Here is a 16,955-nt window from a genome sequence, read left to right as displayed (position 1 = left end):
ACCGCCCGTCGGGGCATGACGGCAGCCCGGCCCCACGACGCGACCGTCGGCGGGGGATGCTAGGGCGTCGGACCGGGCCGGGCCGGGCCGGGCCGGGCCGGGCCGGGCCGGGCCGGGCCGGGTAAAGCCGGATCGGGTCGGGCCGGGTCGGATCGGGGAACGGCGTCCGGTGCGCGCGCCCGCACGTCCGAGGAGCAGTCGACGTGAAGGCAGCCGGCGCGGAAGCAGCGGGCGCGGCACGTCAGCGCCCAACGAGAACACCACGAGCGGGCGTGCGTGCCGGACACGCCGCGAGCCCCGCCTGACCGACGGACGAGGCCCTCTGAAGGGGCGGGAGCCTACGGTACGGGCCCCTGCACGCCCCGCCTCAGGTGGTGCTCTCCGGTCGGCGCGCCTTCTGCCAGGGGTACTGCGGCGCCGGAGCGGCCGGATTCAGGGCTTGCGGTTGATCCGCGCCCCACGTCGGGCTCGCCGCGTCCGCAGGCTGCCCCGGAGCGCTCCCCGGTGCCTGCGGCCGCCCCGTCGCGGCCCCGTTCGCCTGCGCCGCGTCCCACGCCGCGGCCGCCGCCGCGAGGTCGTCCACCGGCTCCGGCGACCAGTCCCGCAGCGCGTCGGACTCGACCTCGATCTGCGCCGACAGCGTGGACAGGTCGTCCTGTGCGAAGCGCTGGGCCCGGTCCCGCGCGGCCCACCGCAGCGAGTCCGCGGCCTGCTTGATCTTGGCCGTCCGCTCCCGCAGATCCGGCAGGCGCTCCGCGATCCGCCCGCGGTCCGGGTCCTGCTCGAGCCGCTTCAGCTCGTCGTCGAGCTCGCGCCCGTGCGCGCTCAGCCGCTCGAACAGCGCGATCGACTCGTGCAGCGAGGCGTCCACCCGGACCCCGTCCTGCAGTGCCTGCTCCGTGGCGCGCATCGAAGTCCGCAGGTCGAGCCGCAGCTGCGCCAGCGCCCCCGTGACCCCGACCTGGCCGAAGCTCTTGGCGCGCAGGGTGGTGTCCTCCACGGTCCGGCGCGCCTGCGTGATGGTCCGGTCCACACCGCGCTTGGTCGCCTGCACCACCTTGACGGTCGCGTACACGCCCAACCCCAGGAAGGTGAAAAGCACCATCAGCGCGAAGATGATCAACGCGGCCTCCATGAGCATCCCTTCCCCAGAACCCGACGGCTCTTTTCCGTCCCCTCCACGGTAAACGCCACGGGCAGGCCAGGGGTTCCAATCGAACCCCCAACCTGCCCGTACGGGATCCCCCCTATGCGGGGGTGCGCCCTCAGGTGACGATGTTCACCAGCTTCGGCGCGCGCACGATCACCTTGCGGATCTCCGCGCCGCCCAGCGCCGCCACAACGCCCTCATCGGTCACGGCCAGCTGCTCCAGGTCCGCGTCGGAGATCGTCGGCGGCACCTCCAGCCGCGCCTTGACCTTGCCCTTGACCTGCACCACGCACGTCACGCTCTCGTCCACGACGTACGCCGGGTCCGCGACCGGGAAGTCCTGGTGGACCACGGACTCGCTGTGCCCCAGGCGGTGCCACAGCTCCTCCGCGATGTGCGGGGCCAGCGGGGCGACCAGCAGCACCAGGGCCTCGGCGACCGAGCGCTCCAGCGGGCGGCCCGCCTTCGTCAGCGCGTTGTTCAGCTCGGTGATCTTCGCGATGGCGGTGTTGAAGCGCAGCCCGGTCAGGTCCGAGCCGGCCCCGTCGATCGCCTTGTGCAGCGCGCGCAGGGTCGCCTCGTCCGGCTCACCGTCCACGACGGTGACCGCGCCGGTCTCCTCGTCCACGATGTTGCGCCACAGGCGCTGCAGCAGCCGGTACTGGCCCACCACGGCCCGGGTGTCCCACGGACGGGAGACGTCCAGCGGACCCATCGCCATCTCGTACAGGCGCAGCGTGTCCGCGCCGTACTCCTCGCAGATCTCGTCCGGCGTGACGGCGTTCTTCAGGGACTTGCCCATCTTTCCGTGCTCACGCTTGACCGGCTGGTCCTGGTAGAAGTAGCCGCCGTCGCGCTCCTCGACCTCGGCTGCGGGCACGTAGACACCGCGCGCGTCGGTGTACGCGTACGCCTGGATCATGCCCTGGTTGAAGAGCTTGTGGAACGGCTCCGCCGAGGAGACGTGACCCAGGTCGAACAGCACCTTCGACCAGAAGCGGGCGTACAGCAGGTGCAGCACCGCGTGCTCGGCACCGCCCACGTACAGGTCGACACCGCCGTGCGGCGCGCCCTCGCGCGGGCCCATCCAGTACTGCTCGATCTCCGGGTCCACCAGGGCCGAGGCGTTGTTCGGGTCCAGGTAGCGCAGCTCGTACCAGCAGGAACCGGCCCAGTTGGGCATGGTGTTGGTCTCGCGGCGGAAGGAGCGCACGCCCCGGCCGTCGCCCAGGTCCAGCTCCACGTTCACCCATTCGCCGTTGCGCGACAGCGGGGTCTCCGGCTTGGACGCGGCGTCGTCCGGCTCGAAGGTGCGCGGGGAGTAGTCCTCGACCTCCGGCAGTTCCAGGGGCAGCATCGACTCGGGCAGCGGGTGCGCGACGCCGTCCTCGTCGTAGACGATCGGGAAGGGCTCGCCCCAGTACCGCTGACGGCTGAACAGCCAGTCGCGCAGTCGGAAGTTGACCGTCCCCTCGCCGATGCCGCGCTCGGTCAGCCAGTCGGTGATCGCGGCCTTCGCCTCTACGACGCCCAGGCCGTCCAGGGCGATGCCCTCGCCCGTCGAGTTGACCAGCTTCGCGTCGTAGGAGACGAAGGCGTCGTCCCACTCGGCCGGGTCGGTGCCGCGCCCGTCGGAGGGCTCCACGACGCAGCGCATCGGCAGCTCGAAGGCGCGCGCGAACTCGAAGTCGCGGCTGTCGTGCGCCGGGACGGCCATGATCGCGCCGGTGCCGTAGCCCATCAGCACGTAGTCGGCGATGAAGACCGGGACCTTGTCGCCGCTGACCGGGTTGATCGCGTACTCGCCGGTGAAGACACCGGTCTTGTCCTTGGCCTCGGCCTGCCGCTCGACGTCCGACTTCGCGGCGGCCTGCTTGCGGTAGGCGCTGACGGCCTCGGCCGGCGTGGCGTGCCCGCCGGTCCAGACCTCGTGGGTGCCCTCGGGCCAGGCGGCCGGGATGAACTTCTCCACCAGCGGGTGTTCGGGCGCCAGCACCATGTAGGTGGCGCCGAACAGGGTGTCCGGACGGGTGGTGAAGACGGTGATGGCCTCATCGCCCAGTGCGAAGTCGACGCGCGCGCCCTCGCTGCGGCCGATCCAGTTCCGCTGCTGCAGCTTGATGGCCTCGGGCCAGTCCAGCGCGTCCAGGTCGTCGATCAGCCGGTCGGCGTAGGCGGTGATCCGCATGTTCCACTGGCTCAGCCGGGACTTGAAGACGGGGAAGTTGCCGCGCTCGGACCGGCCGTCGGCGGTGACCTCCTCGTTGGCCAGTACGGTGCCCAGCCCGGGGCACCAGTTCACCGGCGCGTCCGAGGAGTACGCCAGCCGGTGCTCGTTCAGCACGTCGGCCCGCTCGGTCGCGGTCAGCCCGGCCCAGGCGCGGCCGCCGGGGACCTCGCGGGAGCCGTCCTCGAAGGCGGCGACCAGCTCGGTGATCGGCCGGGCCTTCTTCGCGTCGGCGTCGTACCAGGAGTTGTAGATCTGCAGGAAGATCCACTGGGTCCACTTGTAGTAGTCCGGGTCGATCGTGGCGAACGACCGGCGCTTGTCGTGGCCCAGGCCCAGCCGGCGCAGCTGGACCTTCATGTTCTCGATGTTGGCCTCGGTCGAGACGCGCGGGTGCGTGCCGGTCTGCACGGCGTACTGCTCCGCCGGCAGGCCGAAGGCGTCGAAGCCCAGGGTGTGCAGGACGTTGTGGCCGGTCATCCGCTGGTGGCGGGCGAAGACGTCGGTGGCGATGTACCCGAGCGGGTGTCCGACGTGCAGGCCAGCACCGGAGGGGTACGGGAACATGTCCATGATGAACTTCTTGGGCCGTGCGACCACCGCGGGGTCCCCGGCCAGGTCGCCGGTGGGGTTCGGGGCCTCGTACGTGCCCTGCGCGTCCCAGACGTCCTGCCAGCGTGCCTCGATGTCGGCGGCCATGGCAGCCGTGTAGCGGTGCGCCTCGGCCGCCTCGGGGGCCGGGGTGTTCGTCTCGCTCATGATTTCTGAAGCTCCATCGATCGTCTTCGCCGTCTCTGCCTGCCCAAACGAAAAAACCCCTCGCACAGGAGGGGACGCCGCGCCGATGCCGACCTCTCGTGGGTCGGCGCTGATCAGCGCGGCTCGGTAAGCAGAAGGCGTACGGCACGCATGGCGTCAGGGTACCGCAGCGGCCCCTTCTGACGCTCGGCCGTTCCATCCGTCGACACAACGAGAAGCGGGCCACCCGATCCGGGTGGCCCGCTTCTTCACTGTGGAGCTAAGGAGAATTGAACTCCTGACCTCCTGCATGCCATGCAGGCGCTCTACCAACTGAGCTATAGCCCCTTGTTGCGCTTGCCGCTTCGGTTTCCCTTGCCGGTTTCCCTTGGCGACGTCCCAAACATTACACGGTCATGGCCCCGGTCCAAAAATCGGTTTCCACCGACCAGAAGCCATGTCCGATTTAAGCCAACTTGTCACGCCCTCGCGAACTGGTAGAACCGCTTGAGCGTGCAGTGCTCGTCGAGCAGCCGGCCGTAGATCGGCTCCCCTTCCAGCTCGCGATACGTCTCGATCGGGTCGCCTTTTATGATCAGCGCCCGAGCGCATTCCTCGCACCAGTACTGGTAGTCGGGGTTGACCGGGTCCATGTCCCGCACGATCGGCGTGCCGTTGTTGCACCAGTCGCACCGGCGCCGGTGTGCACCCATCCGTCAGCGACTCCCTCCCGCGTCGGGCCGTCGTCTCCCCCTCCGGCGGTCACGATTCTGCCATGCCGGTGCGGGCGAGGTCAGCAAACACAATGGGTACAAAAGCAAGGATCCCGCCCCCTGTTGGGGACGGGATCCTGATTGTGGAGCTAAGGAGAATTGAACTCCTGACCTCCTGCATGCCATGCAGGCGCTCTACCAACTGAGCTATAGCCCCGCTCTCCGCTGCGCTCCCCCCGTCTCCGGTGTTCTGCGCTGCGAACAAGAAGAACTCTAGCCTGTGACCAGCCGGAAAGTGAAATCCGGGTGGCAGCCCCGCCGGGGAGCGGCAGAAGGCCGCTCAGTCGTCGTCGCCGAGCACCGGTTCCGGCAGCGTGCCGGCGTTGTGCTCCAGCAGGCGCCAACCGCGCGCGCCCTCGCCGAGCACGGACCAGCAGCAGTTGGAGAGCCCGCCGAGGCCCTCCCAGTCGTACGCGTTCAGGCCCAGCAGGCGCCCGATCGTCGTACGGATGGTGCCGCCGTGGCTGACCACGACGAGGGTGCCGGACCGCGGCAGCCGGTCGACGTGTTCCAGCACCACCGGCGCGGCGCGGTCAGCGACCTCGGTCTCCAGCTCGCCACCGCCCCGGCGGACCGGTTCGCCGCGCTTCCACGCCGCGTACTGCTCGCCGTACTTCTCAAGGATCTCGTCGTGCGTGAGGCCCTGCCACTCGCCGGCGTACGTCTCGCGCAGCGCCGCGTCGTGCGACACCGTCAGCCCCGTGAGGGCCGCCAGCTCGGCAGCCGTGGCAGAGGCGCGCTGCAGGTCGGAGGCGACGATGGCATCCGGCTTCAGCGAGGCGAGCAACCGCGCGGAGCGGCGCGCCTGCGCCACACCCGCCTCGGTCAGCTCGATGTCCGTGGAGCCCTGGAAGCGGCGCTCCAGGTTCCACGAGGTCTGGCCGTGCCGCCAGAGGACGATCTTCCTGCCGGACTTGCCCGAGGTGGTCGCGCTCAGAACAGATCACCGTCCAGTTCGTCGTCGCCCGCCGCCTCGCGCAGCTTGGCGTGCTCCTCGGCCTTGCCGATGGTGAGCTTGGCGTCCTCGGGGAGCTCGATCTCGGGGCAGTCCTTCCACAGGCGCTCCAGCGCGTAGAAGACACGCTCCTCGCTGTGCTGGACGTGGACGACGATGTCGACGTAGTCGAGCAGGATCCAGCGGGCGTCGCGGTCACCCTCGCGGCGCACCGGCTTGGCGCCGAGCTCCTTCAGCAGGCGCTCCTCGATCTCGTCGACGATCGACTTGACCTGGCGGTCGTTGGGCGCCGAGGCGAGCAGGAAGGCGTCGGTGATCGACAGCACGTCGCTGACGTCGTACGCGATGATGTCGTGCGCGAGCCGGTCGGCCGCGGCCTGGGCGGCGGCGGTGATGAGCTCGATGGAGCGGTCCGTGGCGGTCACTGGCCATGCTTTCGGGTTGGCGGGCAGATCCTTACAAGGGTCTCATGTACCGCCGACACCGCCCGCGCGCAGCGTCGCGCGCGGGCGAAAGCCTCCTTCGGGGCCGCTCCGGAGCCCGGTCAGGACGCCTTGTAGTCCTTGCCCAGGATCACCACGACCTCCGCGTTCACCGCGTTCTCGGCCTTCTTCACGGCCGTCTCGGGCAGTCCCAGCGTCTTGGCGACCTCGATCGCGCGGTCCCGCTGCGCATCATCCTGGTAGGTGATCTGCGAGGTGGCCGCCGTCTTGTCGGCCTTGCCGCCGTCGACGAAGGCGTAGCCGCCGTTCACCAGCGCCGCCTTCGCCGCGACCTGCGTCTTCTCGTCGCCGGTGGCGTCCTTGAGGCCGACGCGCGGGGCCGCACCCGGCTGAGCGGCGGCGCCGGAGCCGCCCAGCACCTCCTTGACGACCGACTTGTTCGCGTCGTCCGTGAGCGTTCCGTCCGCCTTCACCGCGAGGACGTCCGTGCGGTACGCGCCCACCTTGGCGTGCGCGCCGAGCCGGGACAGCAGGCCCCCGAGGGTCTGCGCGTTCAGGGCCGGGTCGAGGATCTGACCGACGCTCTCGACGGTCACCGCCGCCGCCTTCGGGTCGCTCGGAACCTTGCGCAGCACCGCCTGGAGCACCTTGCCCACGCGTTCCAGCTGCTTGGCCTCCGGTTCGCCCTGCCCGCGGAACGTGGCGTACGCGACGGCCATCCGGCCGCTGAGGCTCTGCTTCTGGCCCTGGGCCACGGCCGGGGTCTTGGCCGCGTCGTCGGCCGGGACCGCGGTGTCGGTGTCGACCTCGATGCCGCCGATCAGCTCGACCAGGCTCTCCAGGAAGGGGGTGTCCAGGCGCCAGGTGCCGCCGATGCGGGTGCCCAGCACGGAGTCGAGGGCCTCGCGGGTGCCGAGACCGCCTTCCTCGACCGACTTGCCGAGCCCCGTCGCCGTCCCGTCCTGGCCGGTGACGGAAAGGTTGTTCGGGAGCAGGACGGTGGCGCCCTGCTTGGTGGTGACGTTGTCGACGAGCAGCGCCGAGGAGGTGCCGCCCTTCTTGGTGTTGTGCAGGTGGACGACGATGATGTCCCGCTTCTGCGGGCCGGCGTCGGCGCTCGCGCCGGTCTTCTTCTCGCCGGGGCCGTCGAGGAAGGGCAGCTTGCCCGCGTACCAGAGGTAGCCGAGTCCGCCGACGACGAACAGGGCGAGGACGACGATCAGCGCCACCACCCGGTTGCGGCCGCGGCGGCGGGCCTCCTCGCGGCGTTCGGTGCGGCTCTCGGTGAACTTGAGCCAGTCGATGACGTCCTCGGAGTCCTCGTCCGGCTGGTCGATGAAGGCGAACATCTCGGTGCGGTAGTCCCGGTCCGCCCGGGGCTCGCCGTCGTGCTCGCCGTCGTGCTCGCCGTCGTGGTCGCGGTCCTGCTCGTCGCCCCGCGCGCCGCCGTCTTCGGCGTTCGGCCGGCGCGGCTCGGGGACCTGGGCGGCCGGCCGCTCGGCGGGGGCCGGGGGCTCCGGGGCGGTCTGTTGCGGGATCCACTGCTGGGTCTGCTGCGTGTCGTACCCGTAGGCGGGCGCCTGGGTGTACTCCTGCTGCCCGTACTCCTGGGCGGCCGGCTGCTGCGAGTAGTACTGCTGTTGCGGCTGCTGCTGGCCGTAGCCCTGGTAGTCGTAGCCGTACTGCTGCTGCTCGTACTGCTGCCCGTACTGCTGCGGGACGGCCGGAGCGGGTTGGGCGGGCTGCGCGGGCACCTGGCCGTACACCGGCCGCCCGTACGCGTCGTAGCCGACGAACTGCTGCTCCTGGGCGGCATGCGGGTCGTACGGATCCTGTCGGTCGTTCACCGCGGGGCCCCTCTCTCCGGAAGCTCAGGCTCCCCGGTACAGCTCACGCTTATCGATGTAGCGCACGACGCCGTCCGGCACCAAATACCAGACGGGATCCCCTTGGGCCACCCTCGCGCGGCAGTCGGTGGACGAGATCGCGAGCGCGGGCACCTCCACCAGGGAGACGCCGCCCTTCGGGAGCCCGTCGTCGGTGAGCACGTGGCCCGGCCGGGTGACTCCGATGAAGTGGGAGAGCGAGAAGAGCTCTTCGGCGTTGCGCCAGGTCAGGATCTGCGCGAGCGCGTCGGCACCGGTGATGAAGAACAGGTCGGCGTCGTCGTTCTGCGCCTTCAGGTCCCGCAGGGTGTCGATGGTGTACGTCGGCCCGCCGCGGTCGATGTCGATGCGGCTCACCGAGAACTGGGGGTTCGAGGCCGTGGCGATGACCGTCATCAGGTAGCGGTCCTCGGCCGGCGAAACGGCCCGCTGCGACTTCTGCCACGGCTCGCCGGTCGGCACGAACATCACCTCGTCGAGGTGGAAAAGGGCGGCCACCTCGCTGGCGGCCACCAGGTGTCCGTGATGGATCGGGTCGAATGTCCCGCCCATCACGCCGAGCCGGCGCTTGACCGGACCGGTAGGCATCTCCTGCTCTCCCATGAGCGCAGAGCCTACTGGCCCGGGGGACGCGTCGTTCTCGACGGGTTCGGCCGGATCAGCCTGATCAGCCGGTTCAGCGGTCGCGGTTCAGGCGCGTGGTGACCCAGAGCATCAGCATCAGGATGACGAAGGCACCGCCGCCGGTCAGGTACGGGTTCAGGCTGTCGTGGTTGCCGCCGTGCTGCTCGGCCCCCTCCGAGGCGAGGACGACCAGGTTGTGGGCGGTGGTGGAGAGGCTCATCAGGCAGATACCTATCGAGTCGGGGAGCGGGCGGAGACTTCGCTCACATCGTATGCGGGGGCCTGGGGCACGCTCACGCCGACTCAGGCGTTGGAGAGGATAGACGCAGGGACGAGCAGGTCCATCCAGGGGAGGGCGCAATGACGGAAACAGGGTTCGAGAAGGTGCCGGCACGGGATCGCAGGCGGTTCCCCGGCATCTCGTCACGGGCGTACGAGCATCCGGCGGACCGCTCCGCGCTGGTGGCACTGCGCAAGCTGAGCGGCTTCGACACGGTGTTCAAGGCGCTGAGCGGGCTGCTTCCGGAGCGGAGCCTGCGGCTGATGTTCTTGTCGGAGTCGGTCCGCGTGGGCGAGACGCAGTTCCCGCACCTGTACGCCATGCTGCGCGACGCCTGTTACATCCTGGACCTGGAGAAGGTCCCGCAGATGTACGTGCAGCAGGACCCGAACCCCAACGCCATGTGCATCGGACTGGACGAGCCGATCATCGTGGTGACCACGGGCCTCGTCGAGCTGCTCGACGAGGAGGAGATGCGTGCGGTGGTGGGCCACGAGGTGGGCCACGCCCTGTCGGGGCACGCCGTCTACCGCACGATCCTGCTGTTCCTGACCAACCTGGCGCTGAAGATCGCGTGGATCCCGCTGGGAAACGTGGCGATCATGACGATCGTGACCGCGCTGCGGGAGTGGTTCCGCAAGTCGGAGCTCTCGGCCGACCGGGCCGGGCTGCTGGTGGGACAAGATGTGCAGGCCTCGATGCGGGGGCTGATGAAGATCGCGGGCGGCAATCACCTCCACGAGATGAACGTGGACGCCTTCCTGGCCCAGGCCGAGGAGTACGAGTCGAGCGGCGATCTGCGCGACTCCGTGCTGAAGATCCTCAACCTGCTGCCCCGGACGCACCCCTTCACCACGGTGCGGGCGGCCGAGCTGAAGAAGTGGGCGGAGAGCCGCGACCACCAGCGGATCATGGACGGCCACTACCCGCGGCGGGAGGAGGACAAGGACGCCTCGGTGACCGACTCCTTCCGCCAGTCCGCCGCGCACTACGCCGATGCGGTGCGCACCAGCAAGGACCCGCTGTTCAAGTTCGTCGGTGACCTCGCGGGCGGGGCGGCCGACGTGGGTGGCAAGCTCCGCGACAAGTTCACGGGTGCCGGAACCGGAGCCGGCACCGCTCCGCAGGACAAGGCAGGACCTACGGAGCAGGGCTGACGGGAGCGGCCTGCGGGGGCGAGGGCGGTGTCGCGGGCGGGCTCACGGCCGGGGTCGCGGGCGAGGCCAGGACACCGCACAGCCCGGCCGTGCGCCGCGGTCGGCCGCTGGCGTACGGGTCGCTCGCGGCCGGGCCCACCGTGGTCGGGCCGGCTCCGGCCAGGAGCGGACGGAAGGCCCCGGCCGGGTCGGCGGAGCAGTCCTGCGGCCCGGCCATCACGTAGGCCGAGGCCAGCTCCAGCCGGCGGGCCGTCAGGTCCTCGCGGTCGAAGCGCAGCCGCAGCTCGCGCCGGACGGTGAAGAGCGAGGCGCCGTCGGCCGCGGCCGGGGATCCGGTGGCGGGCCGTACGGCGTAGACGAAGGTGTGGTCGGTGGTGACCTCCAGGACGTCGGGGGCCACCTCCTCGAAGGCGAGCGTGCCGCTCACCCGGACCCGGGGGTCGGCCACGACGGCGGTGTCCCGGTCGAAGCGGACCAGCCAGCCGGTGGCCGCGTGACGGCCGTCGCCGGAGGGCGAGGTCATGCTGCGTTCGAACTGCGCCAGCTGGTCGGGGTCGAGCAGGACGCGCACCGGGCGGGAGGCCGCTCCGGCGAGGATGTCGGGGTCCAGCGAGGACTGCACCAGGTAGTCCTTGGCGATGGACAGCGCGGCGACGACCTGGGCGTCGGTGAAGTGGTGCGTGCGGCGCACGGCGGGCAGCGTGATGCCGGCCGCTCCGACCCGGTAGTCGGCGGCGGGGCTCTTCGCGTACAGCTCGGTGGGGCGCCCGCCGGGCACGTCGGTGGTCGGCGCGAGCGGGACCACGGTGCTGCTGAGCGCCTGGGCGGGTCCCCCGGACGGAGGTACGTAGGGGTTGCGCAGCCCCATGTAGACGGCGAAGGCGAAGGCCGTGGCGATGAGCAGCACGAGCAACATGCCCTGCCGTGCACCCCGGCCGGGGGTGCTGGTCCGGGACGTGGAGCCGCCACCGGACCAGATGGATCGGCTGCGCACGGCACGGGCGTGTTCGCCCATGCGTTCCTGCGCGGAGTACTCCTGGAGCCGGGCGGCACGGACGAAGTCCTCGTCGAACACCACCGACCGGTACTCGTCCGACCGGTACTCGTCCGGCCGGAAGTCGTCGTCGCCCCCGCCCATGCCCTCGGGGGTGCTGTTGGGTGGATCTCCTGGCACGGCCATCGCTTCTCCCCGCTGTCCCCGCTTCAGAGAAGCCCCCAGCTCCGGCGTATGCGAGTGGGGTCGTACCTTCAGGGTTGGCGAACGGAGGGGTACGTAAACGCGCCGACGCCGGTGACTTCACCCCTGGGAGTGCTGGCGGGAGCCGGAGCGGGGTCCGCCTCGCCCGAGGCACTGCGGTACACGGCGCTGAAGGCGAGCGCGACCATGCCGAGGCCCATCAGGAAGGCGAGCACCCACGCGACGGGGCGCAGCCAGGGTGCGCGGCCGCGGTAGGGGCGCAGACTGCCGCCGTAGGCTCCGTACGGACCGTCCGGGTATCCGTAGCCGCGGTCGTGATCCCAGCCGTGGTCGTCGTCGTACCCGTCGGGGTGGCCGTATCCGTAGCTGTCGTGGTCCTCGTCGACCGTCCAGCCGCCGGCCACGGCACGGGCGGCTTCGGCCTCCGCGCGCGCTCGGTCGGCCGCCCGTTGGCGCTCGGCGGCGCTCGGTTCCTGGATCTCGGCGTTCCGGACGAAGTCCTCGTCGAACACCACGGAGGCGAAGTCGAAATCCGCGCCTCCGCGGTCGTCGTCGGGCTCCCCGTCGTCCGGGAACGGCTTGCCCCCCACGTCGTCCGGCACGGCAACAGCCTAGACCTGGGGAGCCGCCTTGGGCAGGGTGTGCGCCGAATTTCGGCCACACCGTGCTGGAGGTGTCACTACCGAACGTGACCGTCGCCGGTGACGATGTACTTGGTGGACGTCAGCTCGGGAAGGCCCATCGGGCCCCTGGCGTGCAGCTTCTGGGTGGAAATGCCGATCTCCGCACCGAAGCCGAACTGGCCACCGTCCGTGAACCGAGTGGATGCATTCACGGCGACCGTGGTCGAGTCGACCAGCTGGGTGAAGCGGCGCGCGGCGGCCTGCGAGGTGGTGACGATCGCCTCGGTGTGACCGGAGGTCCAGCGGCGGATGTGGGTGACGGCGTCGTCGAGGGAGTCCACGACTGCCGCGGCGATGTCGTAGGACAGGTACTCGGCCGCCCAGTCCTCGTCCGTGGCGGGCAGGGCGGTGACCTTGCTGCCTTCGGCGGCGCCGAGGACCCGGGCATCGCCGTGCACGGTGACGCCGGCGTCGGCGAGCGCGTCGAGGGCGCGCGGCAGGAAGGCGTCGGCGATATCGCGGTGGACGAGGAGGGTCTCGGCGGAGTTGCAGACGGAGGGCCGCTGGGCCTTGGAGTTGATGAGGATGTCCACCGCCATGTCCAGGTCGGCCTGGGCATCGACGTAGACGTGGCAGTTGCCGGTACCGGTCTCGATGACCGGGACGGTGGATTCCTCGACCACGGTCTTGATGAGGGAGGCGCCGCCGCGCGGGATGAGCACGTCGACGAGGCCGCGGGCGCGCATCAGCTCGCGGACGGAGTCGCGGGACTCGCCGGGGACGAGCTGGATCGCGTCGGCGGGCAGGCCGACGCTCTCGACCGCGTCCCGCAGGATGGCGACGAGGGCGGTGTTGGAAGAGTACGCGGAGGAACTGCCGCGCAGCAGGACCGCGTTGCCGGACTTGAGGCAGAGGGCGGCGGCGTCGACGGTGACGTTGGGGCGGGCCTCGTAGATGATGCCGACGACGCCGAGCGGGACGCGGATCTGCCGGAGGTCGATGCCGTTGGGGAGGGTGTTGCCGCGGACGACCTCGCCGACGGGGTCGGGGAGGGCGGCGACGTCGCGGACGTCGGAGGCGATGGCGGCGACCCGCTCCCGGGTGAGGGTGAGGCGGTCGATGACGGTCTCGCTGGTGCCGGCGGCGCGGGCCTTGTCCGTGTCCACGGCATTGGCGGCGATGATTTCGGCCGTACGGGCCTCCAGCGCGTCCGCGATCGCCAGCAGGGCGGTGTCCTTGGCGGACCGCGGGAGTGGGGCGATCGCCGCGGCGGCGGTGCGGGACCGCTGCGCGGTGGCGAGGACGGGCGAGGTGGCGGTGGCGGCATCGAGCGAGGTCATGCCGCCCAGGGTAATCCCCCGGCGGTACGCCGCCGTCTGGGTTCCACCCCCCGAGACGGCGGGCGCCGGCCGTCTACGGGGCCGCTGCGCGGGGCCCTCTCCCCGCCCCGCCCTTTCGCCGTTTCCCCGGGCCCTGCCCGGACCCGGTCCTCAATCGCCGGACGGGCTGAAAGGTACGCGGGGCTCCACCCGGACCCAGCTCCTCAAACGCCGGAGGGGCTGAAAGAGCCGGGGCTAGTACGGGTGGACGCCCACCGGGTGGGCCGGGGGCGGGCCGTAGCCCTCCGCCACGCGCTGGTGGTAGGTGGCGCGGTCGATGACCTCCAGGCCGACGATCTCCCAGGGCGGGAGCTGCGCCGAGGAGCGGTGCTCGCCCCACAGGCGCAGGGCGACGGCCGCCGCGTCGTGGAGGTCCCGGGCCTCTTCCCAGTACCGGATCTCCGCGTGGTCCTCGGCGTACCGGCTGGTCAGCAGGAAGGGATGGTCGTGGGCCAGTTGCTCCAGCCCGCGCCGGACCTCGGACAGCCGGGCCGGCTTGCCGGAGACGCTCAGGGTCACGTGCCACAGGCGCGATGCGTGATCCTGCTCCTCCCCGCCACCGCCGCCGTCACCGTCCCCCGTGCCGACGCTGGTCAGCGCTCGTCTCACCAGTCGCCTCCTGTCTCCGCCGCGCGGGTCCGCCCGCCCCTCACAGTTGACCAGTCCACGGGCCGCCGCGCTCCGCTTTTACCGAACCTCAGCCCTCCAGCAGGACGAGATCGTCCCGGTGGACGACCTCCCGCTCGTACGCGGGTCCGAGTTCCCGCGCGAGCTCGCGAGTGGAGCGGCCGAGGAGCTGCGGGAGTTCCTTGGCGTCGAAGTTGACCAGGCCCCGGGCCACGGCGCGGCCGTCCGCGGAGCGCAGTTCCACCGGGTCCCCGGCGACGAAGTCGCCTTCGACCGCCGCGATCCCGGCGGGCAGCAGCGAGCTCCCGCGCTTGGTGACCGCGCGGACGGCGCCGTCGTCCAGGACCAGGTGCCCCTGCGGGGTCGACGCGTGCTGGAGCCAGAGCAGCCGGTCCGCCGAGCGGCGCCCGGTGGCGTGGAACAGCGTGCCGGTCCCCCGTCCGGCCAGCGCGTCGGCGGCCTGGCTCGCGGAGGTCAGCACCACGGGGATCCCGGCCGCGGCCGCGATCCGGGCCGCCTCGACCTTGGTGACCATGCCTCCGGTGCCCACGCCGGCCTTGCCGGCGCTGCCGATGGAGACGTGCGCGATGTCCTCGGGCCCGCGGACCTCTTCGATGCGCGTGGTGCCGGGCTGGGAGGGGTCGCCGTCGTAGAGGCCGTCCACGTCCGAGAGGAGGACGAGGAGGTCGGCACGGACGAGGTGGGCGACGAGGGCCGCCAGCCGGTCGTTGTCGCCGAAGCGGATCTCGTCCGTGGCGACGGTGTCGTTCTCGTTGACCACGGGGAGGGCGCCCATGGCGAGCAGCTGGTCGAGGGTGCGGTAGGCGTTGCGGTAGTGGGCCCGGCGGCTGGTGTCGTCGGTGGTGAGGAGCACCTGGCCGACGCGGACGCCGTACCGGGCGAAGGAGGCGGTGTAGCGGGCGACGAGCAGGCCCTGGCCGACGCTCGCGGCGGCCTGCTGCCGGGCCAGGTCCTTGGGCCGCCGGCGCAGGCCGAGCGGCGAGAGTCCGGCGGCGATGGCTCCGCTGGAGACGAGGACGATCTCCTTCTCGCCTCCGCTGCGGGCCTTGGCGAGGACGTCGACGAGCGCGTCCACCCGGTCCGCGTCGAGTCCGCCGGCCGCGGTGGTCAGGGAGGAGGAGCCGACCTTGACCACGATCCTGCGGGCGTCCACGACACCTTGCCTAGCCGCTGACACGTCTGTCCCCTTGCCCCTTGCCGAAATGCCCGTCGGCGAAATGCGCGTCGCCGAGATGCCTGCCGTCTCAATCTACGGGGTGGGCGCGCGGGGCTGCGCGGGGGTTTCAGACCCTGGACGAGGACCCCGCCTCCACGACGGGGGCCTCCTCGGCCCGGGCGGCACCCGGGACGAGGATCTTGCGGGAGAGCAGGAAGGTGAACGGGATGGCCACGACCGCTGCGACCAGGGGGGCGATCCGGGTGTCCATCCCGGCCCAGGTCACCAGCGCGTAGAGGCCGACGGACTGGATGACGAAGTTGGTGATGTTCGTCAGCGGGAAGAGGAAGAACTTCTTCCAGGTCGGCCGGGTCCGGTAGGTGAAGTAGGTGTTCATGAAGAACGAGCCGACCATCGCCAGGACGAAGGCGAGGGAGTAGGCGGCGAAGTACGGCATCCACGGGTGCAGGAGCAGGTAGATGACGAAGAAGGTGCCGGTGTTGACTCCGCCCACGAGGGCGAATCTGAACACCTGGCCGAGCTGGTCCTTGCGGCTCATCGGGCGCTGCGCTCCACGATCGTAGGCTCTGCGACCGGGGCCGCCGGCCGGTCGTCGGTCCGCGGGAGCGGCTGTGCTCCGTGCGCTTCCTTCACCAGGAAGTGCGGCCTGCGCTTGGCCTCGTAGTAGATGCGGCCGATGTACTCGCCGATCAGGCCCAACATGATCAACTGTACGCCGCCCAGGCCTGTGATGATGGCCACGAGGGTGACGTACCCCGGGGACTCGACGCCGTTGGTGATCGCCATGATCGTGATCCACAGGGCGTACAGGCCGGTCAGGGCGACCAGCGACACGCCGAACCAGATCCCGATGCGCAGCGGCTTGTTGTTGAAGGAGATCAGGCCGTCCATGCCGTAGTTCAGCAGGGCGCCGAACTTCCACTTCGTCTCGCCGGCCTCGCGCTGCGCGTTGCGGTAGTCGAAGTGGACGGTGTCGAAGCCGATCCAGGAGAACAGCCCCTTGGAGAAGCGGTTGTACTCCGGCAGCGACAGCAGGGCGTCCACGGCCGGGCGCGAAAGCATGCGGAAGTCACCGACGCCGTCGGTGAGCTCCACGTCGACCCAGCGGTTGACGCCCCGGTAGTAGAGGCTGCTGAGGGCGGAGCGGAGCTTCTTGTCGCCCTCGCGCGTGCGGCGGGCGATGATCTGGTCGTGTCCCTGCCGGTAGTGCTCCAGCATGGTCGCGATGAGCTCCGGCGGGTGCTGGAGGTCCGCATCCATGATCACTACGGCGTCGCCCGTGGCCTCGCGCAGACCCGCGAGCATGCCGGCCTCCTTGCCGAAGTTCCGGCTGAAGGAGACGTAGCGGGTCTCTTCGCCGTGTTCGGCGGCGATCTTCCGGAGCTTGTCGAGGGTGCCGTCGCGGCTTCCGTCGTCGACGTAGCAGACCTCGTACTCGACGGGGAGGGCGTCCAGGACCCTCCGGATCTCCACATCGAAGCTGTCGATGACGGCTTCTTCGTTGAAGCAGGGGACAACTACGGACAGCTTCGTCATGAACACTTCCTGCTGGATCCGAACGGGTGATTGTCGGCGGCCGGACCCTCCTCACACCTCTTCCTTAGAAGTATGCACGGCGAGGGTCGAGCGGGAGTCGGGCTGCGGGAGTCGAGGGCGGCACACGGTAGCGTGGACGAGATAAGCGGAATCAGCTGAAC

At 70.6% G+C, this 16,955-nt stretch carries 16 protein-coding genes and 2 tRNA genes; 1 reads left to right on the top strand and 17 read right to left on the bottom strand.

Going from position 1 to position 16,955, the window contains the following annotated elements; genetic code table 11:
- Window positions 1-367: 367 nt before the first annotated feature.
- From ACIQK6_RS18120 to ACIQK6_RS18075, 10 genes are all read right to left on the bottom strand, one after another.
- Complete coding sequence (locus ACIQK6_RS18120; protein WP_402695078.1) at window positions 368-1,135, bottom strand: hypothetical protein; 768 nt, start codon at window positions 1,133-1,135, stop codon at window positions 368-370.
- 130 nt (window positions 1,136-1,265) lie between these two features.
- Window positions 1,266-4,136, bottom strand: coding sequence for a leucine--tRNA ligase (leuS, locus tag ACIQK6_RS18115; RefSeq protein ID WP_402695077.1), 2,871 nt, complete (start codon window positions 4,134-4,136; stop codon window positions 1,266-1,268).
- Between the two features lie 254 nt (window positions 4,137-4,390).
- A tRNA-Ala gene (locus ACIQK6_RS18110) sits at window positions 4,391-4,463 on the bottom strand.
- Between the two features lie 131 nt (window positions 4,464-4,594).
- Window positions 4,595-4,828, bottom strand: coding sequence for a hypothetical protein (locus ACIQK6_RS18105; protein ID WP_008738908.1), 234 nt, complete (start codon window positions 4,826-4,828; stop codon window positions 4,595-4,597).
- 144 nt (window positions 4,829-4,972) lie between these two features.
- Window positions 4,973-5,045: transfer RNA gene (locus ACIQK6_RS18100), tRNA-Ala, on the bottom strand.
- A gap of 123 nt (window positions 5,046-5,168) precedes the next feature.
- Window positions 5,169-5,825 (bottom strand): histidine phosphatase family protein, encoded by a 657-nt coding sequence (locus ACIQK6_RS18095; RefSeq protein WP_266602711.1) that lies wholly within the window; start codon window positions 5,823-5,825, stop codon window positions 5,169-5,171.
- Complete coding sequence (gene rsfS / locus ACIQK6_RS18090) at window positions 5,822-6,268, bottom strand: ribosome silencing factor (protein ID WP_030008628.1); 447 nt, start codon at window positions 6,266-6,268, stop codon at window positions 5,822-5,824. Before rsfS ends, ACIQK6_RS18095 begins: the two co-directional genes overlap by 4 nt.
- Before the next feature lie 119 nt (window positions 6,269-6,387).
- Complete coding sequence (locus ACIQK6_RS18085) at window positions 6,388-8,133, bottom strand: LCP family protein (protein WP_402695076.1); 1,746 nt, start codon at window positions 8,131-8,133, stop codon at window positions 6,388-6,390.
- Between the two features lie 24 nt (window positions 8,134-8,157).
- Window positions 8,158-8,775, bottom strand: coding sequence for a nicotinate-nucleotide adenylyltransferase (gene nadD / locus ACIQK6_RS18080; RefSeq protein ID WP_328790472.1), 618 nt, complete (start codon window positions 8,773-8,775; stop codon window positions 8,158-8,160).
- A gap of 73 nt (window positions 8,776-8,848) precedes the next feature.
- Window positions 8,849-9,016: a hypothetical protein gene (locus ACIQK6_RS18075; RefSeq protein ID WP_033224011.1), complete on the bottom strand. Its 168-nt coding sequence runs from the start codon at window positions 9,014-9,016 to the stop codon at window positions 8,849-8,851.
- Between the two features lie 140 nt (window positions 9,017-9,156).
- On the opposite strand from ACIQK6_RS18075, the gene ACIQK6_RS18070 reads away from it, so the two are divergent.
- Complete coding sequence (locus ACIQK6_RS18070) at window positions 9,157-10,233, top strand: M48 family metallopeptidase (protein WP_402695075.1); 1,077 nt, start codon at window positions 9,157-9,159, stop codon at window positions 10,231-10,233.
- On the opposite strand, the gene ACIQK6_RS18065 is transcribed toward ACIQK6_RS18070, so the two are convergent.
- The 7 genes from ACIQK6_RS18065 to ACIQK6_RS18035 form a co-directional block, all read right to left on the bottom strand.
- On the bottom strand, window positions 10,217-11,413 hold the full coding sequence (locus tag ACIQK6_RS18065; RefSeq protein WP_329102127.1) for a hypothetical protein: 1,197 nt from the start codon (window positions 11,411-11,413) through the stop codon (window positions 10,217-10,219). The two genes, ACIQK6_RS18070 and ACIQK6_RS18065, sit on opposite strands and share 17 nt — an antisense overlap.
- Before the next feature lie 68 nt (window positions 11,414-11,481).
- Window positions 11,482-12,033 carry a hypothetical protein gene (locus ACIQK6_RS18060; RefSeq protein WP_329102125.1) on the bottom strand — a complete coding sequence of 184 codons (552 nt, stop codon included), beginning with the start codon at window positions 12,031-12,033 and terminating at the stop codon, window positions 11,482-11,484.
- A gap of 77 nt (window positions 12,034-12,110) precedes the next feature.
- A complete protein-coding gene (locus tag ACIQK6_RS18055) occupies window positions 12,111-13,394 on the bottom strand; it encodes a glutamate-5-semialdehyde dehydrogenase (RefSeq protein WP_329102123.1) in 1,284 nt (427 codons plus the stop codon).
- 234 nt (window positions 13,395-13,628) lie between these two features.
- Complete coding sequence (locus tag ACIQK6_RS18050; RefSeq protein ID WP_402695140.1) at window positions 13,629-14,096, bottom strand: hypothetical protein; 468 nt, start codon at window positions 14,094-14,096, stop codon at window positions 13,629-13,631.
- Between the two features lie 34 nt (window positions 14,097-14,130).
- Complete coding sequence (proB, locus tag ACIQK6_RS18045; RefSeq protein WP_329102118.1) at window positions 14,131-15,258, bottom strand: glutamate 5-kinase; 1,128 nt, start codon at window positions 15,256-15,258, stop codon at window positions 14,131-14,133.
- Window positions 15,259-15,364: 106 nt separating this feature from the next.
- The gene (locus ACIQK6_RS18040; protein WP_266596542.1) at window positions 15,365-15,796 is read right to left on the bottom strand and encodes a GtrA family protein; all 432 of its coding nucleotides are present in this window, start codon (window positions 15,794-15,796) and stop codon (window positions 15,365-15,367) included.
- The gene (locus tag ACIQK6_RS18035) at window positions 15,793-16,794 is read right to left on the bottom strand and encodes a glycosyltransferase family 2 protein (protein ID WP_329102115.1); all 1,002 of its coding nucleotides are present in this window, start codon (window positions 16,792-16,794) and stop codon (window positions 15,793-15,795) included. Before ACIQK6_RS18035 ends, ACIQK6_RS18040 begins: the two co-directional genes overlap by 4 nt.
- Window positions 16,795-16,955: the final 161 nt, after the last annotated feature.

This window comes from Streptomyces sp. NPDC091682 (assembly GCF_044756625.1).
Taxonomy (GTDB): domain Bacteria; phylum Actinomycetota; class Actinomycetes; order Streptomycetales; family Streptomycetaceae; genus Streptomyces.
Note: the sequence above shows the minus strand (reverse complement) of the source record. Positions and strands in the feature narration are given on the sequence as shown.